Below are 19,712 nucleotides of genomic sequence, written 5' to 3'. Positions count from 1 at the left end.
GGGCCTGAAGCTTGCGCCCAGCCACCCCCCTCTGTCCTGCCGGACATCTCCCCCGCAAGGGGGGAGATTGGCTGGCATTTCGGGTTTCGCCGATCTCCAACGCGGCAAGATTTACGCCTTCGCCGAAACTGCTGATCTCCCCCCTTGCGGGGGAGATGGCCGGCAGGGCAGAGGGGGGTGCCTAGCGCGATGCTATCCCCTTCCCACCCCCCCGTTCCCTCCCATTATCTCAAAATGCCGCATGCCGAGAAAGGGCTGGCCGTCGGCCTGTTCGGCGGCTCGTTCAATCCGCCGCATGCCGGCCACGCGCTGGTCGCCGAGATTGCGCTCAGACGCCTGTCGCTCGACCAGCTGTGGTGGATGGTGACGCCGGGCAATCCGCTGAAGAACACCAGGGAATTGGCGCCGCTGGACGAGCGGCTGCAGCTGTCGGAGCAGATCGCCAAGAACCCGAAGATCAAGGTCACCGCTTTCGAAGCCGCCCATCACGTCCGCTACACCGCCGACACGCTGGCGCTGGTCAAGGCGCGCAATCCCGGCGTCGACTTCGTCTGGATCATGGGTGCCGACAGTCTGCGTGATTTTCACCGCTGGCAGCGCTGGCGCGAGATCGTCATGACCTTCCCGATCGCCGTCATCGACCGCCCGGGCGCGACGCTGTCGTTCCTGTCCTCGGTCGTCGCCAAGACCTTCGACTATGCCCGCATCGACGAGGGCGATGCGCCGCGGCTTGCCCGCATGAAGGCACCGGCCTGGACCTTCATCCACGGCCCGCGCTCGTCGCTGTCATCGAGCGCGATCCGCAAGCTGGCGAAGGGGTGAGCCCGACCGCCCGGCCATGTCGCTTTTATCGCTCCCTTTGCCCGTTTCATGGGCAATCCTGAGCAGGCATGTCGATTCCCAGGAAAACCCGCAGCGAAGCCGAGCAGGGCGCCGAGCCCACGCCGCTGATCGCGATTGCCAGCGTCATCGTGTCGATGGCACTGATTGCCGTCGGCAACGGGCTGATGTTTGCCTATATCCCGGTTCGGCTCGGCGCCGAGGGTTTCGATCCGACCTGGGCCGGGCTGATCATCACCGGACTTTCGGCCGGCGGGCTGGCGGGCTGCATCCTGACCGGACCGCTGGTGCGAAGGGTCGGCCATGCCCGTGCCTTCATGGTGTTGTCGGCGCTGATCGCGCTGGCCAACGCCGCGGTCGGCGCCGGGGTCCATCCGCTGCTGTGGATAGCCGCCCGCGCGCTCTACGGCTTTGCCATCTGCGGCCTGTTCATCGTCGCGCAGAGCTGGCTCAACGATGCCGTTGCCAACGCCATCCGCGGCCGGGTGATGGCTTTCTTCTACGTTGCCTATGTCGCCGGGCTCGGCGTCGGCTACGCGACGCTGGCGCTGGTCGATATCAGGACAGCGGATGCGCCGCTGATCGGCATCGTCTTCACCGCGCTATCGATCCTCCCTGTCGGGATGACCAAACTTGCCCAGCCGCCGGCACCGCAGGCGGCCTCGGTGGCGCTGCGCCGTGCCTGGCGGGTTTCACCGGTCGGCGTCGCCGGCATGCTTGCGGTCGGCGGCCTGTCGATGTCGATTGCGGGCTTCGCGCCGATCCACGCCACGGCCAAGGGCTACAGCCAGGCCGATGTGGCGCTGCTGCTTTCGGCGATGCCTCTCGGCACGCTGATCCTGCAGATCCCGCTTGGCTGGATTTCCGACCGAACCGACCGCCGCTATGTGCTGATCGCCGCATCCGCGCTCGCCATGGTTGCCGGCCTGTTTGCGCTCGGGTTCGATGGCGGCGCGTTGGCCGCGTTGGTTGTGATCTATATCGTGTGGGACGGCGCCTCGGAATCGATCTATTCGCTGGCCAGCGCACATGCCGCCGACCGCGCCGGCAAGGACGACATGGTGGCGCTGTCCAGTTCGCTTTTGTTTGCCTGGTCGCTGTCGGGTTTCGTCGTGCCCGGCATCGTGACGGCGCTTTCAGCCGTCTTCGGAACGCAGGCTTTCATCTATGTGGCTGTTCTCATCGCCGCAGCCTTCTGCCTGTTCGTGCTTTTGCGCGTGTTCACGACGCGTGCGGTCCCGGTCGGTGAAACCGGCAGTTTCGCACCGATGACGGCGCAGGCGCCGTTGCCGGTCGAACTTGCCTTCGCACCGGACGATGAGGGCCGGCACTGAGCCAACCGCCTATTGTCGACGGGCTTCCGGTTGGGGCGCTTCCGGCGGCGGCAGCGGGATCGATATGCCTTCGCTATCGAATTCCTGTTTGGCGCGCTTGGTGAGATCGGTCTGGGTGGCGAAGAAGTCCGCCGACGATGTCCAATAGCGCAGGGCAATCGAAACAGTGCTGTCGCCCAATGTCGAGACGAAAGCGATCGGTGCCGGCTCACGTTTCACTCGCCGTTCGGCCGCGGCAATGGCAAGCAAGGCTTTCTGCGCCCTGTCGATGTCGTTCCAGGAGCCGATGCTGAGTATGATGTCGCTGCGGCGTACGCCGTTGCGCGAAAAGTTGCGCACCGGCTGGTTCCACAGCGTCGAGTTCGGCGCCAATATGTAGACCCCGTCGGCCGTCCTGAGCTTGGTCGCGAACAGGCCGATCTCCTCGATCGTACCGGCGATCGAACCGACCTCGACGGATTCGCCGATGCGGAACGGCCGCAGCGCCAGAAGCATGATGCCGGCGGCGATGTTCTGCAGCGTGCCCTGCAACGCCAGGCCGATGGCGAGGCCAATGGCACCGATCGCGGCAATGATCGAGGCCGTCTGCACGCCGAACTGGCCGAGCACCATGATGGTGACGAGGATCAGGATGGCGTAGCGGACGATCTTCGAGAAGAAATGCCGCAACGTCGCGTCGAAACCATGGATATGGCCGAGACCAGCGAAGATCGAACGTTCGGCAAGACCGGCGACGATATAGCCGACAATCAAGAGGATGACGGCACCGATGGCCGAGAAGGAGTACGAAACAATCAGCGTGCTCAGTTGGGCGAGGCCAGCCTGGACGCTGAGAAAGGCGTTTTGCGGGTCGATCGGCATGGGGAAATCCCGTTGGTCGGTGAGCCGATAACCCATGCCGACGGCGAGGGTTCCGATCTTTTCCGGCGTGCGGCGGAACCACAGCAGCGACAATACGTTCGTGCGAGGCAGGGTCCCGTCTTGAAACTGTCGGGGAACTCTGCCTATCTAAGTGGTGTCACCTGCTTCAAGGGGTGATTTGGTTGTTCTTGCTGCGAAAGGAACTACACTGAGAACAGCACTGCGGAAGAAGGCCGATATCATGCCTTCGCCGGCCAGGATCAGCGTAGACGACGCCGTGTCCCGTGCCATCAAGACAGTCCTTGCCAGTCTGGAAGACTCCAAGGCCGAAAACATTGTCTCCATCGACATCCAGGGGAAATCGAGCCTCGGCGACTACATGGTCGTCGCTTCGGGCCGATCGCACCGTCATGTCGCGGCTGTCGCCGATCATCTTCTCAAAGCGATCAAGGATGCCGGTCTCGGCACCGCGCGCGTCGAGGGGATGTCCGGCGCCGACTGGGTCCTGATCGATTCTGGCGACATCATCGTCCATGTCTTCCGCCCCGAAGTCCGCGAATTCTACAATCTCGAAAAGATGTGGCAGGCGCCGGACCTCGAGGAAGAAACGCTCCACTAAGTCGTTCGCGCGGCTTACAAGGCGAGGATGAAGATATCAGTTCATGCCGTGGGCCGGATGAAAGCCGGCCCCGAAAAGCTGCTGGCCGACCGCTATTTCGAGCGTTTCGCCAAGAGCGGCCCGGTAGTGGGGCTTGAATTTGGCGGCATTGCCGAGATTGCCGAGGGGCGCGGCCAGACCGCCAACGAGCGGCGGCGTGAGGAAGGCCAGAAACTGCAGACGCAGTTGCAGCCCGGAACCGCTTTGATCCTCCTTGACGAACGCGGCAAAAGCTTTTCCTCGGAAGATTTCGCCGGGCGCCTCGGCCTGTTGCGTGACGGTGGCCGCAAGGCGTTGGTCATCGCCATCGGCGGCGCCGACGGCCACGATCAGTCGCTGCGCGACCAGGCCGAACTAGTGATGTCGTTCGGATTGCTGACATGGCCGCATCAACTGGTGCGCGTGATGCTGGGAGAGCAGCTTTATCGTGTGGCCACCATCCTTTCGGGACATCCCTACCATCGCTCGTAAACCGGTGAATTGGTGCGACACACCCGGATTTCCGCCCCAATGCCGAGGCAAGATTGCATCGAGTGGGCGGTTTCGAACATGGTTGATTGTTCGTTAACGAAGCCACGCATAGAGTCGGGCTTCAATGTCTGAAGACAGCAAATCAAGAACGGGCTCCTGGCGCGCGCGCTGCGGCATCGCGGCGGCGGTACTTGTGCTGTCGCTGCATGCGGGGCGGGCGGAAAACACGCTCGACATGGCTCCCGATCCGGATCAGAGCCGGGCCGAATATGAACGGGTCTCGAAGGAGATCACGCTGTCGTCGGAACGATTGGCCAAACTCTCCGCCGATATCGCGACGATCAAGAAGGATCACGCCTCGATCACCGCCGCATTGATCCAGTCGGCGATGACCGAGCAGAAGCTCGGCCAGGACATCGAGGACATCGGCGCTCGGCTGGAAGGACTGAAGGGCCAGGAACAGAAGATCCGCGCCTCGCTGATGGCGCGGCGCGACGTTCTGGCCGAAGTGCTGGGCGCGTTGCAGCGCATGGGCCTCAACCCGCCGCCGGCGATCCTGGTCAAGCCCGAGGACGCGCTGTCGTCGGTGCGCAGCGCCATCCTGCTCGGCGCGGTGGTGCCCGAACTGCGCCAGCAGACCGATAGCCTGCTTGCCGATCTCAAGGAACAGACCAGGATTACGGCGTCGATCGAGGCCGAACGGGCGCGGCTGACAGCGGCGGTCGGCGACCAGACGGCGGAAAAGAAGCGGCTCGGCATGCTGCTGGAGGCCAAGCAGAAGCTCGAAGCCGACACGCAAACGCAAATGGCTGCGGAAAAGCAGCGATCCGAAGCGCTGGCGGCCAAGGCCGGCAGCCTGAAAGAGTTGATCGCCTCGCTCGAAGCGCAGGCCGACAAGAACCGCAAGGCCGCCGATGCGGCCAAGGCCGCCGAGCAGAAGACGGCGGATGGCGACAACACATCTGCGCCGGCGGAATTGGCGTCGCTGCCGGTTCCGGAGGGCAACCAACTTGCCGCCGCGGTGCCCTTTTCGGCCCTTCAGGGGCAGATCGCACTGCCGGTGACCGGCCGCATCAAGCGGCGATTCGGCGCCGATGACGGTAACGGCGCGGTGATGCTTGGCGACATGGTTGCGACACAATCGGGAGCCATCGTCACCGCGCCGGCGGATGGAAATGTGCTTTATGCGGGGCCGTTTCGGTCTTATGGTCAACTCTTGATCCTGAACGCAGGCGACGGCTATCATGTCGTTTTGGCGGGGATGAGCAGAATCAGCGTCGCGACCGGTCAATCAGTGCTTGCAGGAGAGCCGATCGGTGCGATGGGAGAGGCCCGGGTGGCGAGCACCTCGGTTTCGAAGAATGGAAATGCCACGCCGGAACTCTATGTCGAGTTCCGCAAGGATGGAAAACCCGTCGATCCGGCCCCATGGTGGGCGGACCGTTTTTCTGGAAGGACGTGAATAATGCGGAAACTGTCGCTTCTGTTTGCCGGTGCGCTGATGGGCGCGTCCGCCATGAGCCTGGTCTATGGCGCACCCGGCTCGGCGGCGAACGCTGCAGGGTCGGAGACCTACAAGCAACTGGCGATCTTCGGCGATATCTTCGAGCGGGTGCGGGCACAGTATGTGACACCGCCCGACGACAAGTCGCTGGTCGAGAACGCCATCAACGGCATGCTGGCCTCGCTTGACCCGCACTCCTCCTACATGAATGCCGAGCAGGCGCAGGATATGCGCGTCCAGACCAAGGGCGAGTTTGGCGGCCTCGGCATCGAAGTCACCATGGAGAACGATCTGGTCAAGGTGATCACGCCGATCGACGACACGCCGGCCGCCAAGGCAGGCGTGCTGGCCGGCGACTACATTGCCAAGATCGATGGCGAAGAGGTTCGCGGCCTGACCCTCAACGATGCGGTCGACAAGATGCGCGGCCTGGTCAACACGCCGATCAAGCTGACCATCCTGCGCCAGGGCGCCGACAAGCCGATTGAACTGACGGTCGTACGCGACATCATCAAGGTCAAGGCGGTCAAGTTCCGGGTCGAGAACGACATCGGCTACATGAAGATCACCTCCTTCACCGAAAAGACCTATGACGACCTCGAGAACGCCATCGACACCATCAAGAAGCAGATTCCCGACGACAAGCTGAAGGGCTACGTTCTGGATCTCCGCCTTAATCCGGGCGGCCTGCTCGACCAGGCGGTGAGCGTGTCCGATGCCTTCCTCAACCGCGGCGAGATCGTCTCGACGCGCGGCCGCGACCCCAAGGACGTCACCCGCTTCGACGCCAAGCCCAAGCAGGTCGACGACATCAACGGCAAGCCGATGATCGTCCTGGTCAATGGCGGTTCGGCCAGTGCATCGGAAATCGTCGCCGGCGCGCTGCAGGACCTGCGCCGCGTCACGGTGGTTGGCACGCAGTCCTTCGGCAAGGGTTCGGTGCAGACCATCATTCCGCTCGGCGAGAATGGTGCGTTGCGGCTGACGACGGCGCTATATTACACGCCGTCCGGCAAGTCGATCCAGGGCAAGGGCATCACGCCCGACATCAAGGTCGACCAGCCGTTGCCGCCGGAACTGCAGGGCAGGGACCTGACGCGCGGCGAATCCGACCTCAAGGGCCATATCAAGGGCGCCGATGAGAGCACGACCGGTTCGGGCTCGGCAGCCTATGTGCCGCCGGATCCGAAGGACGATCTGCAGCTCATCTATGCCGAGCAGCTGCTGCGCGGCCAGAAGACCGATCCGGCCTTCCCGCCCAATCCGCAAAAGGCGGTTCTCAACCAGTAAGGATCTGGAGCGGCGCACGCGCCGCTCCATCTTTCTGTTTGAGCCTGATGGAAGCAATGCGATGCTGCCGGGACCGAAAGGTTCCGGCAGTTTGATTCGGGGGGTGAGGCAAAGCCCCCAAGGCATGGCGCGGGGTGTGTGCCGGGATTGATGAATTCGCGCATGTCTTTTCGAAGCGGCTTCGCCTTCGGAGCCATGCGCCCGGGGATTAGGCTTGGCTGACATCGGCAAGGACATCGAACGCCCGCTCGGACAGGCAGTCCGGCCGCCGCGCGCCGCCGGCAAGCTCAGCGGCGGTGCGATCATGGCGACCGTGGCCGTGCTGGCGGTGGCCGGCGTCTCCGGCGCGATCGCGCTCAGGGAAAAGCCGTTTCGAAAGCCGCAAGAGGTTGCCGTTTCAACACCGAAAGTGACCGCGGCGGCCGAGCCTGCCGCCGCGCCGCCTGCATTGGCCCCGGCGGCACCGAAGCCGGAGGCGCCGGTCAAATCAGGCGGGCCGCAGATCATCCATGTGCAGACGGAGGAGGGCGATGGGCCGCCCAAGGCAGCGATCGTCATTCGCGATCCGTCGACCATCGGCCAGAACTTGAAGATCGCGCACATTCCAGACAAGGCGCTGATCGAAGCCAGCGAGACCGGGCCTTTGCCGGTGCGCGCCGCCGATGGCAGGCGGCCGTTCGACGTCTATGCGCGGCCCTGGTCGGGCGGGCGCGGCGCACGGGTGGCGATCGTCATCGGTGGGCTTGCCGTGTCGCAGACCGGCACCCAGGCGGCCATCGCCAAGCTGCCGGCAGAAGTGACGCTGGCCTTCGCCCCGCAAGGCAACAGCATCGGCCGGTGGATGCAGGCAGCCAGGCAGAGCGGCCACGAGATCGTCATGCAGGTGCCGCTCGAACCGTTCGATTATCCGAAGGTCAATCCGGGCCGCAACACGCTGACGGTGGCGGCGAGCGCGGATGAGAACCTGAAAAGCCTGCACTGGGCACTGTCGCGGACGACCAACTATACCGGCGTCATGAACTATATGGGCGCCCGTTTTTCCGCCGACGCGTCGGCGATGGAGCCGTTCATCGCCGAGCTCGGCAAACGCGGCCTCGCCTATATCGATGACGGCTCGTCGGCTCGCAGCCTGGCGCCGGACCTGGCGCTCAGGGATGGCGTGCCCTTCGTCTCCGGCGACATGGCGATCGATGCCGTGCAGGATCGCGGCGAAATCCTGAAGAAGCTCGACAGCCTGGAGGCGACCGCGCGGGCCAAAGGCACTGCCGTCGGCATCGGTTCGGCCTTCGACCTGACGGTCGATACCGTGTCGTCCTGGGTGGTCGAAGCCAAGAAGCGCGGCATCGAGATCGTGCCGATTTCAGCGGTGGCCATTGACCCCCAAAAAGGCTAACAGCCGTCTTGATAATTCTACTCCGGCGGGAATCTGGCGACGTTTTCTGCGCTTCCGGTGCTCACGTACTTTAAGTACGCTCCGCTCCGGTTCTCGAAACCGCTCGCCACCTGCCTCACCGGAGCGAATTCTCAAAACGGCTGGACCCCATCACGCATGGCTAAAAAGATCGACCGCGAAACGCTGCCTTACCGTCCCTGTGTCGGGCTGATGATCCTCAATGCCCAGGGCCTGGTCTGGGTCGGGCACCGGATTGCCGAACCGGACAGCGAATTTGCCGGCACGACGCAGCTCTGGCAGATGCCGCAAGGCGGTATCGACAAGGGCGAGGAGCCGCTGCAGGCGGCCGAGCGCGAACTCTATGAGGAGACCGGCATGCGAGGCGTCTCGCTGCTGGCCGAGGCGCCGGACTGGATCAACTATGATTTGCCGGACCATCTCGTCGGCATCGCCTTCAAGGGCCGGTATCGCGGCCAGACGCAGAAATGGTTCGCCTTTCGCTTCCACGGCGACACCAGCGAGATCCAGATCAACCCGCCGCCGGGCGGCCACACCGCAGAGTTCGACGAATGGGCATGGCGGCCTATGCAGGATTTGCCCGACCTGATCGTGCCGTTCAAGCGCCATGTCTATGAGGATGTGGTGGCGGCGTTCCGGCATCTGGTGCAATAGCCGCTATACAACAACCGCGGTTGCCGCGCCGGCCCGGCGGTCCTATTGATGTATCCACTACCACGCGAAGGGTCGCCATGAACGACGCCCCCCAAAAGCCGCCGCCAGAAGAGGTCACCGCCACAAGCGAAGTGGCGGCTGGGGCCATCCTCACCATCGATGTCGGTGCAATCCGTGAAAACTACCGGCGGCTGAAAGCGCGGTTGGGCGATGTTCGCTGCGCTGGTGTGCTCAAGGCGGACGGCTACGGCGTTGGCGCCGGCCAGGTCGGGGCGGCGCTGCTGCGCGAAGGCTGCGATGTCTTCTTCGTTGCGCTTCTGGGCGAAGGCGTCGCCCTGCGCCGCTCGCTTGGTCCGGGCCCTGCCATTTTCGTGTTGAACGGCGTTCCGTCCGGTGCCGAGACGGACGCCGTGGCAGCGGACGTTTGCGCTGTCATTAACAGCCCCGAGCAACTGGTGGCCTGGCGTGTGGCGGCTCGCCGCGCCGGCCGAAAACTGCCGGCCGCGATCCAGGTCGACAGCGGCATGTCGCGGCTCGGCATGGCGCCCCGGGATGTGGAGCGCGTTGCCGCCGATCCGCAGGCCTTCGACGGCATCGACATCCGGTTCGTGATGAGTCATCTGGCTTGCGCCGACGAGCCGGAGCATCCGGCCAATGAACGGCAGCGGCTGGCGTTCGAGCGGCTGCGCGCAATGCTGCCGGCGACGCCAGCCTCGCTCGCCAATTCGTCCGGCATCTTTCTCGGGCCATCCTTTCACTACGATCTCGCCCGCCCCGGTGCCGCCCTCTACGGCATCAATCCGACGCCGGCCAAGCCCAATCCGATGCTGCCGGTGGTGCGGCTTCAGGCAAAGGTGGCACAGACGCGCAGCGTCGAAAAAGGCGCCGGCGTCGGCTATGGCCACACCTATCATGCGCAAGGCCCGCTCAGGCTGGCGACGATTTCGTTCGGCTACGCGGATGGCTGGCAACGCCGCGCCGCGTCCGCCGCCTGGTTCGAGGGCGTGCGGCTGCCTTTCCTCGGGCGGGTGTCGATGGATTCGATCATTCTCGACATTTCCGCCCTGCCGGCCGGCAGGCTGCGCGAGGGTGATCTCGTCGAACTGCTCGGTCCCTCGCAAAGTGTCGACGACGCTGCCGGCCATGCCGGCACCATCGGCTACGAGATTCTGACCAGCCTCGGCTCGCGCTTCCATCGGCGCTATGTCGGCGGTTGAGCGGTTTGGCCACGCTTGACAAGCGGACGCCTGTCGGCAAGGCTCCTTGCATGAGCAACCCAGCTTATATCAGAACCTTGTTCAGGGTCTGCCCGATCGCGGGATCGTAGCCCCGGCGCGGCCGCCTTTTGGCGTCCGTCCGAACCGGGGCATTTCTACCTGATCATCATTCCCGAGCCAGACAGCTTCGCGGCTGCCGGCTTTTCATCAAGCCACCGTTCGTGCGGCGGCAGGCGCGCGTCTGTTCGATGCGCCAACTCATGAGGTTTGCCATGCAACATGCAACAGGATTGCGTCCACCGAGCCGGCTTCTGGTCAGCGATGCCGACCACCACAGGCTCACGGGCCTGGCGCGGGCGTCGCTCGACCGCGTCCCCGAGACGGCCGAAGAACTGCTTTCGGAGATGGACCGCGCCGTCGTCACAGCAGCGGCTTCCATGCCGGCCAACGTGGTGCGGATGGGTTCGACGGTGACAATCCGCAACGATGGCGGCAACACCCAGCGCGTCACGCTGGTCTATCCCGGCGAAGCAGACATCAGTGAAAACAGGATCTCGGTGCTGACGCCGATGGGGACGGCGCTTATCGGCGCGTCGATCGGGCAGACAGTGTGCTGGAGCAGCCGTGGCGGCCGGGAGCTGTCGGCGATCATCGAAGTGGTCGATACGCCGGCCTGCGGGCGCGAGGGATCCTGATCATGGAGACGGCGATGACAGGCGCGAATTTCCGGCTGACGACAAAGGACTTCGCCGTCCTCGAGATCATGTTGGAGCGTCGGCGGGCCTTCGCGGATCCGATTGTTCCAATGCTTGAAGACAAGCTTTCCAAAGCCGAGGTCGTCGCGATCGATTCGGTCGGATCCGATATCGTGACGCTGAACAGCAGGCTGGTGTTTCGTGTCGATGCCGGCCCTGCCCAGACCCGGACCCTGGTGCAGAACGAGGTGCGCGGTCCGGTCGGCTCCAGCCTGTCGATCATGACAAGGCGGGGGCTTTGCATGCTCGGCATGGCAGAGGGTCAGACTGCATGGATCGAACAGGCCGACGGCAGGCGGGAGTCGGTCCTGATCGCGACCGTGCTCTACCAGCCGGAGGCCGCGCGGCGTGCCGTCAGGGAGAAATCCCAGGCCGAGGCGCGACGGCCGCATGGGCTCACCCTCGTCTACAGCGCCGCAGCCGATTGGCGGCCCCTTGGCGAAAGGGCCGGAATGCGGCAGACAGGGGATGACGACCCCGGTCCCACGGCGGCGTGAACAGGCAACACTGCACGATCCCGAAAGTCAGCATCGATTTTCGCCGGGGATCGTGCGCAAATCGGAAATGCGGCCGCGTCCAGGCGTCCCCAAGGACGTGCTGCGCGCCGCAAGGAGTGAACGATGAAGATCATGGTGCTGGGCGGCGGCGTCATCGGAGTGACCACGGCGTACTTCCTTGCCGAGGCCGGCCACGAGGTGACGGTTCTCGACCGCCAGAAAGGCCCGGCGCTGGAAACCAGCTTCGCCAATGCCGGCGAGATTTCGCCCGGCTACGCCTCGCCCTGGGCCGGACCCGGCATTCCGCTGAAGGCGATCAAATGGCTGCTGATGAAGCATGGCCCGCTGGTGGTGCGGCCGGCCTTCGATCCGCATATGTGGACATGGTTGATCAAGATGCTGCGCAACTGCACGGCCGAGCGCTATGCGATCAACAAGGCGCGCATGGTGCCGCTCGCCGAATACAGCCGCGACACGCTGAAGGCGCTGCGCGAAGCGACCGGCATCGCCTATGACGAGCGCACACAAGGCACGCTGCAATTGTTCCGTACGCAAAAGCAGCTCGACGGCACCGGCGGCGATGTCGAGGTGCTGAAGAAGTATGGCGTGCCTTACGAGATCCTCGACCAGGACGGCTGCATCGCGGCTGAGCCTGGCCTTGCCGGGGTGCGCGAAAAGTTCGTCGGCGGCCTCAGGCTGCCGCACGACGAGACCGGCGACTGCAAGATGTTCACCGACAGGCTGGCCGAGCTTTGTGTGGCCCGCGGCGTCAAGTTCGAATACGACGTGACGATCTGGCGCGTCATCCGCAGCCGCAACCGCATCGCCAATCTCAGCACCAGCAAAGGCTGGAAGACCGCCGACGCCTATGTGATGGCGCTGGGCAGTTATTCGGCAGGTTTCATGCGCCGGGTGAAGCGGCCGATCCCGGTCTATCCGGTCAAGGGCTATTCGATCACCGTGCCGATCAAGGATGCCGCCGCGGCACCAGTGTCGACGGTGATGGACGAGACCTACAAGGTGGCGATCACCCGGCTCGGCGACCGCATCCGGGTTGGCGGTACGGCCGAGATTTCCGGTTTCGACCTCAGGCTGCACGAATCGCGGCGGCGCACGCTGGAACACTCGGTCGGCGATCTCTTTCCGGGCGCCGGCGCGATGCGGGACGCGACGTTCTGGTGCGGGCTGCGGCCGATGACGCCGGACGGTCCGCCGCTGATCGGCCGCACCGAGCTCTCCAATCTCTATCTCAACACCGGCCACGGCACGCTCGGCTGGACCATGGCCTGCGGTTCGGGCAAGGTGCTGGCCGACATCATCTCCAGCCGGGTGCCCGACATCGACGTCCGCGACCTCGCGCAGGAGCGCTATCTGCGGTAGAAGGTCAGAACGCCTGCCGGACCCAGTCCTCGTCGAAAAGCAGCCGGTAAGCCCACGGGATCGTCACATTGGTGGCGACCGGATTGGAGTGGGCGACATAGTCGTCATAGATCGGCTTCATCCTGGCGTAGAAGGCCGGATCGAGCACCATCATGCCGTTCTCACTGTCGTGGAAGAAGCTGCGGTTGTTGAGGTTGACCGACGAGATGGCGACCAGCCTTTCGTCTATCATCATGATCTTGGAATGCAGCACCACGTCAGGCGCCTTGAACTCGCGGATGTTGATGCGGTCGCCATATTCCTCGACGAACAGCTTGTTGAGCGCGGTGAGAAACTTGCCGCCGATATCGCCCTTGAGATCGATGCGGCCGACAATGTCGATCCTGACGCCGCGGGCGAGCGCCCGGTCAACAGCCTGGGCAAGCTTGGGCGTCAGGTTGAGGTAGGGATTGACGACCTGGATATGGTGCTGGGCGGCGTCGACCAGCTCGACGAAATAGTCCTCCAACGCATGGCCATCCTCGTAGGGCACCGAAATGAAGTGCCGCGCCGTCCCTGACGGGCGGGCGCCGGCGGACCGGACCGGAATGGAGAAGGGACGCGCCAGATTGGTGTCGGCGTCGCGCAGCCACACTGTCGAAAGATGCGCAGCCAGCGTTTCGACCGTGGCCGGATCGGCGAACTCGATGTCGAAGTCGCTCCAGTTCGAATAGTAGTTCAGCGAGAACCCGTCGGTCTTGCCGTATTGCTCAAGGTCTGGATAGCGCGACAGATCGATCGGCTGGTGGAACAGGAAGCCGTCATGGATGTTGCGGCCGCCGATGATGGCGCGCGAGCGCGTGGGATCGTCGGCAAGCGTCGCCAGCATCTTGACGTGATGGACCTTGTGCAGTTGTGAGATCTGCTCGTCGATCGGCGCGCCCCGGTCCGCCCGCCAGCGATATTCCTGCAATTCGACATTGGGGAATTCGGCCGCCAGCCGATGCAGCATGGCGTCGTCCTTGTCGCGCTCCAGCACGTCGGTGACCATGATGCGCACCTTGGTGCCGAGGGCCGCATGGTGGCGGATCAGCCGTTCGATGATGCGGCCGGAGAAGTCGGCCTTGAACTCCAGCGACGACAGGTAGATCAGCTTCAGCCTTGGCGCCTGGGAAAAGTCGAGCGGCAGCTCCGGGTCGCCCTTGTCGATGGCGCTGTCGGATAGCGGCGCTCCCATCAGCGCTTCGACCTTGGCGTTGAAGCCGTCGCGCGACTTGCGCAGCAGACGCGGCTTTCCGATCGGCAAGGCACAGGTCTGCGAGAGCCAGCGGCTGGCATAGAAGGCCCGGCTGAGAGGATCGACGCCGGTTGGGTCAGGCGTCGGGCAACGCTCGTAGCGGCTGTCGAAGGCGGCGAGAGCCGGATCGGCGGTCTCTTCGCGCTGGATGGTGAGCGGCGCGCCGGCCGGGGCAAGGCTGGAGCGGATCCTTGCCGTGCAGCGGTTCAGGCCGTCACTCGGGAACAGGCTGACCGTGTCGTCCTCGCCGGACAGGCGAAAGCGGAATGCGGTGCCCGTGGCGATTGTGCGTGAACCGCCGCCGGCACGGATCGCCAGCGAGCCGTCGCAGGTGCCCTCGATGTCGGCCGGTTGCTTTCCAGCCTGGCGCAGCACGATCTCGACGCTGCGCGCCTGCAGACCGGAGAAATCGAAGATCCTGGGCGTCGAAGGCTGCGCTGCCGCATCGATGTAGAGCGTCTGCCGCGACACCCGCCAGCGTCCGTCGAAATGGCCGTCGCCGCTGCTGCCGCTGGCCGGCGGCAGATGCGTTTCGGCAACCGGCCCGGCCAGTTGCTGCAGTGTCCGGTAAGTCGCCTGGAAATCGCCATTGCGGATCTCATAGCGGTCGTGACCGAAAGGGCCGGTGCCGTTGGCGCGGTCCATCGCGCCGAGCTGGTGGTGGGCGAGCAGCGCCAGGAACCGCTTTTCGTAGTCGCTTGTGCTGGCGTCGCCGAAAAACTGCGCGGCGGCGATCTGCGGCCCAGCTGTCTCGGCGGAGAGCGCGGGTCGCGCGCAAGCGCTCTGACCTTGCAGGAGATCGCAGGCATTGCGGCCAGCGACGGCACAGCCGGCAAGGACAGCCAGCCCGAACAGAGCGATGGCGATGGATGCGTGACCCTTCACCCGGCCGCTCCGGTCTTCAGGGCGCTCAATTGCGCCGGATCGCGCGGCGGCATGAAGCCCTGCGGGAAGACCTTGCAGACGGGAATGGTGAAGGTGGCGATCAGCAGTTCGGCCTCGCCGCGCATTTTACGCGGCGCTGTCTTGTCGTCGCGGATCGCTTTCGCCGAGGCGACGAGGGTGCCGTCGCAGTCGCAATGGTTGTGGCGGGCGATGTAACAGGCGTCATGCGTCTGGCAGGCAGCATCGAGGCGGTTAACCGGCCGGGCCGAGAGGTCGCCGGTGCGGGTTCCGGGGCCGCAATAATTGCCGAAGATGAAAGGCGAAGGCCGCGCCATGGCGTAGCGGATCGGTTTGGGCAGTTCGGCCTCCGGGACCTTCGTCCACGGATTGGCGCATGCGGAAACGAAAAGCAGCGGCAGGATGGCAAGAACGGCTCGCATGTCTATTCGCGCCAGCTTTCTGAAAGATGTCCCTGCGCGCGGCGTCCGCCCACAGCCGGCGACCGCACGCCTGATGCCACACTGGCCGGTTTTGTGGCAAGGAAAAGGCGGCACGGCTAAAGCGCATCGCGTTTGATCGGATTCATGCGATGCGCTTTAGCGTCTTTGTTTTATGCATGTCGTTCTCTCAAAACCGAGATCACTTTTGGGCGACATGCATCAGACAAACAGGTTTCGCTCCCGCTCCACCACCTTGGTTATAAAGCTGGCGACGATCTGGACGCGGCGCAGCGGCCTGACCGATTCGTGATAGACCAGCCAGTAGGCACGGCGGATCGGCGCGACCACATCGACGGATACCAATTCCGGCATCGAGCGGGCGACGAAGGTGTGCAGGATGCCGATGCCGGCGCCCGAGCGCACCGCCTCGGCCTGGCCGAGGGCCGAGGAGATGGCGAAGCTGGTGCGCCAGTCCGTGCTGAATTCGCCCGCATAGTCGAGCGAGGGGCTGACGATGAGGTCGGGCACGTAGCCGATGAGCGTGTGCTGGCCGAGCTCGGCGGCGGTTTTGGGCAAGCCATGCGCTTCGACATAGGCGCGCGAGGCAAACAGGCCGAGCGAGTAGTCGACCAGCTTTCCTGCCACCAGCCGGCCTTCGGTCGGCCGCTCGACGGTGATGGCAATATCCGCCTCGCGGCGCGACAAGGAAAAGGAGCGCGGCACCGGCACAAGCTGGATCGTCAGCTCGCGGTGCAGGGCGGTCAGTTCGCCGAGCCGCTTGGCCAGGAAGGCGACGCCAAAACCGTCGGGCGCGCCGATGCGCACCGTGCCGGAGACATCATCGCCTTCGCCTGAAATGGTCGAGCGCGCGGCGATCATGTCGCCTTCCATGCGCTCGGCAATGTCGAGAAAGCGCTCGCCGGCCGGGGTCAACTCGCTGCCGGTCGTCAGCCGACGAAACAGCTTTGTCCGCAGCGCATCCTCGAGTGCGGCGATGCGGCGCGAGACGGTGGCGTGGTTGAGCTCCAGCCGCTTGGCCGCGCCAAGGATCTGGCCGGCACGCGCCACGGCGAGGAAGATGCGGACGTCATCCCAGTTCATGGGCATGGTCCGATCTAATGACGAGCGTCGCGTTCCCGCCCACCCCCCTCTGTCCTGCCGGACATCTCCCCCGCAAGGGGGGAGATTGGCAGCTCCGCTGACAGAGCCTCTTTTGCGGAGCTGAAGATTTGCGAAAGCGACCGCTGCATCCGATCTCCCCCCTTGCGGGGGAGATGTCCGGCAGGACAGAGGGGGGTGTGACGAAGCTCAACCTTGAGAAATCCTGTAAAGACGGGCGCACCCTATCATTTGCGGCAATTGATGCACAGGTGCCTCTCGCTATCTACTTTTCGCACAACGGTTGCGTTCTCCGTCGCGTTGCCATCCGCCGGCCAAAGGCGGACAATACAGCATCACGAACAAGGGAGAGAAATCATGATCGATTATGGTCATTTCATCGGCGGCAAGCATGTCGCCGGGACCAGCGGCCGCAAGCAGGATGTCATGCAGCCGATGGACGGCTCCGTGCGCGGCACGGTGGCGCTGGCCTCGCAGGCGGAACTGCGCGCGGCGGTCGAGAATGCCAAGGCAGCGCAGCCGAAATGGGCCGCGACCAACCCGCAGCGCCGCGTGCGCGTGCTGATGAAGTTTCTCGAACTGGTCGCCCGCGACTATGACGAACTGGCCGACATCCTGGCGCGTGAGCATGGCAAGACGATCGCCGACGCCAAGGGCGACATCCAGCGCGGCCTCGAAGTGGTCGAAGTGTGCATCGGCGCGCCGCATATGATGAAGGGCGAATTCACCGACGGCGCCGGCCCCGGCATCGACGTCTATTCGATGCGCCAGCCGCTCGGCGTCGTCGCCGGCATCACGCCGTTCAACTTCCCGGCAATGATCCCGCTGTGGAAGATCGCGCCGGCCATCGCCTGCGGCAACGCCTTCATCCTGAAGCCTTCGGAGCGCGATCCCGGCGTGCCGATGCGTATCGCCGAACTGTTCCTCGAAGCCGGCCTGCCGGCAGGCATCCTCAACGTCGTCAATGGCGACAAGGACGTGGTCGACGCCATCCTCGACGATCCCGACATCAAGGCCATCGGCTTTGTCGGCTCGACGCCGATCGCCCATTACATCTATTCGCGCGGCACGGCCGCCGGCAAGCGCGTGCAGTGCTTCGGCGGCGCCAAGAACCACATGATCATCATGCCCGATGCCGACATGGACCAGACCGTCGATGCGTTGATCGGCGCCGGCTACGGCTCGGCCGGCGAGCGGTGCATGGCGATCTCGGTCGCCGTCCCGGTCGGCAACGATACCGCCAACCGGCTGATGGAAAAACTGATCCCGCGCGTTGAAAGCCTGAAGGTCGGTCCTTCGACGGACTCTTCCGCCGATTTCGGCCCGCTGGTGACGGCGCAGGCATTGGAACGCGTTAAGGGCTATGTTGACACCGGCGTCAAGGAAGGCGCCAAGCTGGTCGTCGACGGCCGCGGCTTCTCGATGCAGGGTTATGAAGACGGCTACTATATGGGTGGCTGCCTGTTCGACAACGTGACCGCCGATATGCGCATCTACAAGGAAGAGATCTTTGGGCCGGTGCTCTCTGTTGTGCGCGCGCCGACCTATGAGAGCGCGATCAAGCTCGCCAACGATCACGAGATGGGCAATGGCGTCGCCATCTTCACCCGTGACGGCGATGCCGCGCGCGACTTTGCAAGCCGTGTCCAGGTCGGCATGGTCGGCATCAACGTGCCGATCCCGGTGCCGATCGCCTACTACACCTTCGGCGGCTGGAAGGCATCTTCCTTCGGCGATCTCAACCAGCACGGCCCGGACGCGTTCCGCTTCTACACCAAGACCAAGACGGTGACCTCGCGCTGGCCGTCCGGCATCAAGGATGGTGCCGAATTCGTCATCCCGACGATGAACTGACCGGACAACAAATTGGTTTGGATTCAACGCTCGGGCGCTCGCGCCCGGGCGTTTTTTTGCAATCGGTGGCGACCCTATCCGTTGAACGCTAATGTGATGGAACCAAGTAGCATCTGCCGTCTTGGTTTGCAGTCCTGCCGCAAGGAGGTACGGCAGATCAAGCAACGGCGCTGGCGACAGCTTCGGGGACATCGTTTGGCGCAAGGAGGTGTCAGATGACCCGTCTTGTGGCAACGCTATTTTTCGCGGCGGTTTCCGCGTTTCCGGCCGCCCCGGCGATGGCAGAGCAATGCGCGGCCCGTGCGGATATGATCAAAGCGCTCGGGGAAAAATTCCACGAAAGCGAAGCGGCGCGGGGCCTGGTCAACCCGAGCCTGATTCTTGAGATATTCGTCTCCGACCAGGGCACCTGGACAATTCTTGCCACCGACACGCATGGTCAGAGCTGCGTCATCACGGCAGGCGAAGGCTGGGACGGTCCGTTGATGGCGGCGGCTGCCTTGCCCGGGACTTGACCCGAGCTTCGAGGAAGCGCCAACGACGAGAGCGCAGCGGATATAAAAGGACGTTCAGCGCGTGGCGGCCGTCTCGGCGTGGCCGCGCAACAGCGCCATCAGGCGTTTGGCGTCCTTGGCCGCGGCCTCCTCGTCGCCGGCAAGGATTGAGCGGATCAGCGCTACATGGTGCTCGGCGGATTCGGCAAGACCGGTTTCGGCCTTGTAGCGGAACCAGAAGCGGCGGCTGTGGGTCTGCAAGGGGGCGGCCAAACGGGCGGCGAAGGGATTGTCGGCAGCCAGCGCCAGCGCTTCGTCGAGAGCCTTGTCGGCCTGGATGAAGGCAAGCACATTGCCCGAGATCACCGCTTTCTGCATGGCGAGCGCTGCTTCGTGAAACAAGTCGGCGGCTTCGCGGGTGACGAAGCGGGCGGCCGAGCGGGCGAGCACCACCTCGACGCCGCGACGTGCATCGAGGACGCGCAGCCAGTCGCCGGCATGGAGCGGGGCGATGGCGATCCCGGCGCGCGGCCTGATGTCAAGCAGCCCTTCCCAGGCCAACCGCTGGATCGCCTCGCGCACTGGTGTCCTGCCAAGCCCGAGCCTGTCGATCAGAGCGCCCTCGGTGACGAAGCTTGCCGGGGCCAGTTCGAGCGTGACGATCATGTGCTCGAGCACATGGTAGGCCCTGGTCGCGGCTGGCTCCGCCGAGGTGTTTGCTGCCGTGGCTATCAAATGCGCTCTCCTGATATATCTTGAATATATCATAACG

Annotated in this window: 19 protein-coding genes; 14 read left to right on the top strand and 5 right to left on the bottom strand. The window is 64.3% G+C overall.

Annotated elements, in window-relative coordinates; translation table 11 throughout:
- The first annotated feature begins 189 nt into the window (after positions 1-189).
- Both NKH06_RS15770 and NKH06_RS15765 read left to right on the top strand, forming a co-directional pair.
- Positions 190-822: a nicotinate-nucleotide adenylyltransferase gene (locus NKH06_RS15770; protein WP_352893389.1), complete on the top strand. Its 633-nt coding sequence runs from the start codon at positions 190-192 to the stop codon at positions 820-822.
- 68 nt (positions 823-890) lie between these two features.
- Complete coding sequence (locus tag NKH06_RS15765; RefSeq protein WP_352440996.1) at positions 891-2,174, top strand: MFS transporter; 1,284 nt, start codon at positions 891-893, stop codon at positions 2,172-2,174.
- 9 nt (positions 2,175-2,183) lie between these two features.
- On the opposite strand, the gene NKH06_RS15760 is transcribed toward NKH06_RS15765, so the two are convergent.
- On the bottom strand, positions 2,184-3,035 hold the full coding sequence (locus tag NKH06_RS15760; protein ID WP_352440995.1) for a mechanosensitive ion channel family protein: 852 nt from the start codon (positions 3,033-3,035) through the stop codon (positions 2,184-2,186).
- 241 nt (positions 3,036-3,276) lie between these two features.
- Between NKH06_RS15760 and rsfS the strand changes: the two genes are divergently transcribed.
- The 10 genes from rsfS (at position 3,277) to NKH06_RS15710 (ending at position 12,872) form a co-directional block, all read left to right on the top strand.
- The gene (gene rsfS, locus NKH06_RS15755) at positions 3,277-3,654 is read left to right on the top strand and encodes a ribosome silencing factor (RefSeq protein ID WP_352611370.1); all 378 of its coding nucleotides are present in this window, start codon (positions 3,277-3,279) and stop codon (positions 3,652-3,654) included.
- Between the two features lie 27 nt (positions 3,655-3,681).
- Positions 3,682-4,164 (top strand): 23S rRNA (pseudouridine(1915)-N(3))-methyltransferase RlmH, encoded by a 483-nt coding sequence (gene rlmH, locus NKH06_RS15750; protein WP_023811784.1) that lies wholly within the window; start codon positions 3,682-3,684, stop codon positions 4,162-4,164.
- Positions 4,165-4,288: 124 nt separating this feature from the next.
- On the top strand, positions 4,289-5,626 hold the full coding sequence (locus tag NKH06_RS15745) for a murein hydrolase activator EnvC family protein (RefSeq protein WP_352611371.1): 1,338 nt from the start codon (positions 4,289-4,291) through the stop codon (positions 5,624-5,626).
- Entirely contained in the window at positions 5,627-6,958 is a 1,332-nt protein-coding gene (locus NKH06_RS15740; protein ID WP_023811786.1) for a S41 family peptidase, read from the top strand. It begins immediately after the preceding gene.
- A gap of 214 nt (positions 6,959-7,172) precedes the next feature.
- A complete protein-coding gene (locus tag NKH06_RS15735; RefSeq protein ID WP_352611372.1) occupies positions 7,173-8,351 on the top strand; it encodes a divergent polysaccharide deacetylase family protein in 1,179 nt (392 codons plus the stop codon).
- A 156-nt stretch (positions 8,352-8,507) separates the two neighbouring features.
- A complete protein-coding gene (locus NKH06_RS15730; RefSeq protein ID WP_128304960.1) occupies positions 8,508-9,023 on the top strand; it encodes an RNA pyrophosphohydrolase in 516 nt (171 codons plus the stop codon).
- A gap of 77 nt (positions 9,024-9,100) precedes the next feature.
- Positions 9,101-10,240, top strand: coding sequence for an alanine racemase (gene alr / locus NKH06_RS15725; protein WP_352893387.1), 1,140 nt, complete (start codon positions 9,101-9,103; stop codon positions 10,238-10,240).
- A 272-nt stretch (positions 10,241-10,512) separates the two neighbouring features.
- Positions 10,513-10,935: a nucleoside diphosphate kinase regulator gene (gene rnk / locus NKH06_RS15720; RefSeq protein WP_352893386.1), complete on the top strand. Its 423-nt coding sequence runs from the start codon at positions 10,513-10,515 to the stop codon at positions 10,933-10,935.
- Positions 10,936-10,937: 2 nt separating this feature from the next.
- A complete protein-coding gene (locus NKH06_RS15715; protein ID WP_081734873.1) occupies positions 10,938-11,492 on the top strand; it encodes a GreA/GreB family elongation factor in 555 nt (184 codons plus the stop codon).
- 123 nt (positions 11,493-11,615) lie between these two features.
- On the top strand, positions 11,616-12,872 hold the full coding sequence (locus NKH06_RS15710; protein ID WP_024502886.1) for a D-amino acid dehydrogenase: 1,257 nt from the start codon (positions 11,616-11,618) through the stop codon (positions 12,870-12,872).
- Between the two features lie 4 nt (positions 12,873-12,876).
- Here NKH06_RS15710 and NKH06_RS15705 read toward each other — a convergent pair whose 3' ends face one another.
- The 3 genes from NKH06_RS15705 to NKH06_RS15695 form a co-directional block, all read right to left on the bottom strand.
- Entirely contained in the window at positions 12,877-15,033 is a 2,157-nt protein-coding gene (locus NKH06_RS15705) for a phospholipase D-like domain-containing protein (protein ID WP_352893384.1), read from the bottom strand.
- Positions 15,030-15,473, bottom strand: a complete 444-nt coding sequence (locus NKH06_RS15700; RefSeq protein WP_352611377.1) for a phospholipase A2 family protein — start codon at positions 15,471-15,473, stop codon at positions 15,030-15,032. The genes NKH06_RS15705 and NKH06_RS15700 overlap by 4 nt, the downstream gene beginning before the upstream one ends.
- A gap of 219 nt (positions 15,474-15,692) precedes the next feature.
- Positions 15,693-16,574: a LysR family transcriptional regulator gene (locus tag NKH06_RS15695; RefSeq protein ID WP_352440987.1), complete on the bottom strand. Its 882-nt coding sequence runs from the start codon at positions 16,572-16,574 to the stop codon at positions 15,693-15,695.
- A gap of 375 nt (positions 16,575-16,949) precedes the next feature.
- Between NKH06_RS15695 and NKH06_RS15690 the strand changes: the two genes are divergently transcribed.
- Both NKH06_RS15690 and NKH06_RS15685 read left to right on the top strand, forming a co-directional pair.
- A complete protein-coding gene (locus NKH06_RS15690) occupies positions 16,950-18,446 on the top strand; it encodes a CoA-acylating methylmalonate-semialdehyde dehydrogenase (RefSeq protein ID WP_023811796.1) in 1,497 nt (498 codons plus the stop codon).
- 215 nt (positions 18,447-18,661) lie between these two features.
- Complete coding sequence (locus tag NKH06_RS15685; protein WP_023811797.1) at positions 18,662-18,961, top strand: hypothetical protein; 300 nt, start codon at positions 18,662-18,664, stop codon at positions 18,959-18,961.
- A gap of 54 nt (positions 18,962-19,015) precedes the next feature.
- On the opposite strand, the gene NKH06_RS15680 is transcribed toward NKH06_RS15685, so the two are convergent.
- Positions 19,016-19,708, bottom strand: coding sequence for a GntR family transcriptional regulator (locus tag NKH06_RS15680; RefSeq protein WP_352893383.1), 693 nt, complete (start codon positions 19,706-19,708; stop codon positions 19,016-19,018).
- Positions 19,709-19,712 lie beyond the last annotated feature (4 nt).

This window comes from Mesorhizobium sp. M1342 (assembly GCF_040317955.1).
Classification (GTDB): Bacteria; Pseudomonadota; Alphaproteobacteria; order Rhizobiales; family Rhizobiaceae; genus Mesorhizobium.
Note: the sequence above shows the minus strand (reverse complement) of the source record. Positions and strands in the feature narration are given on the sequence as shown.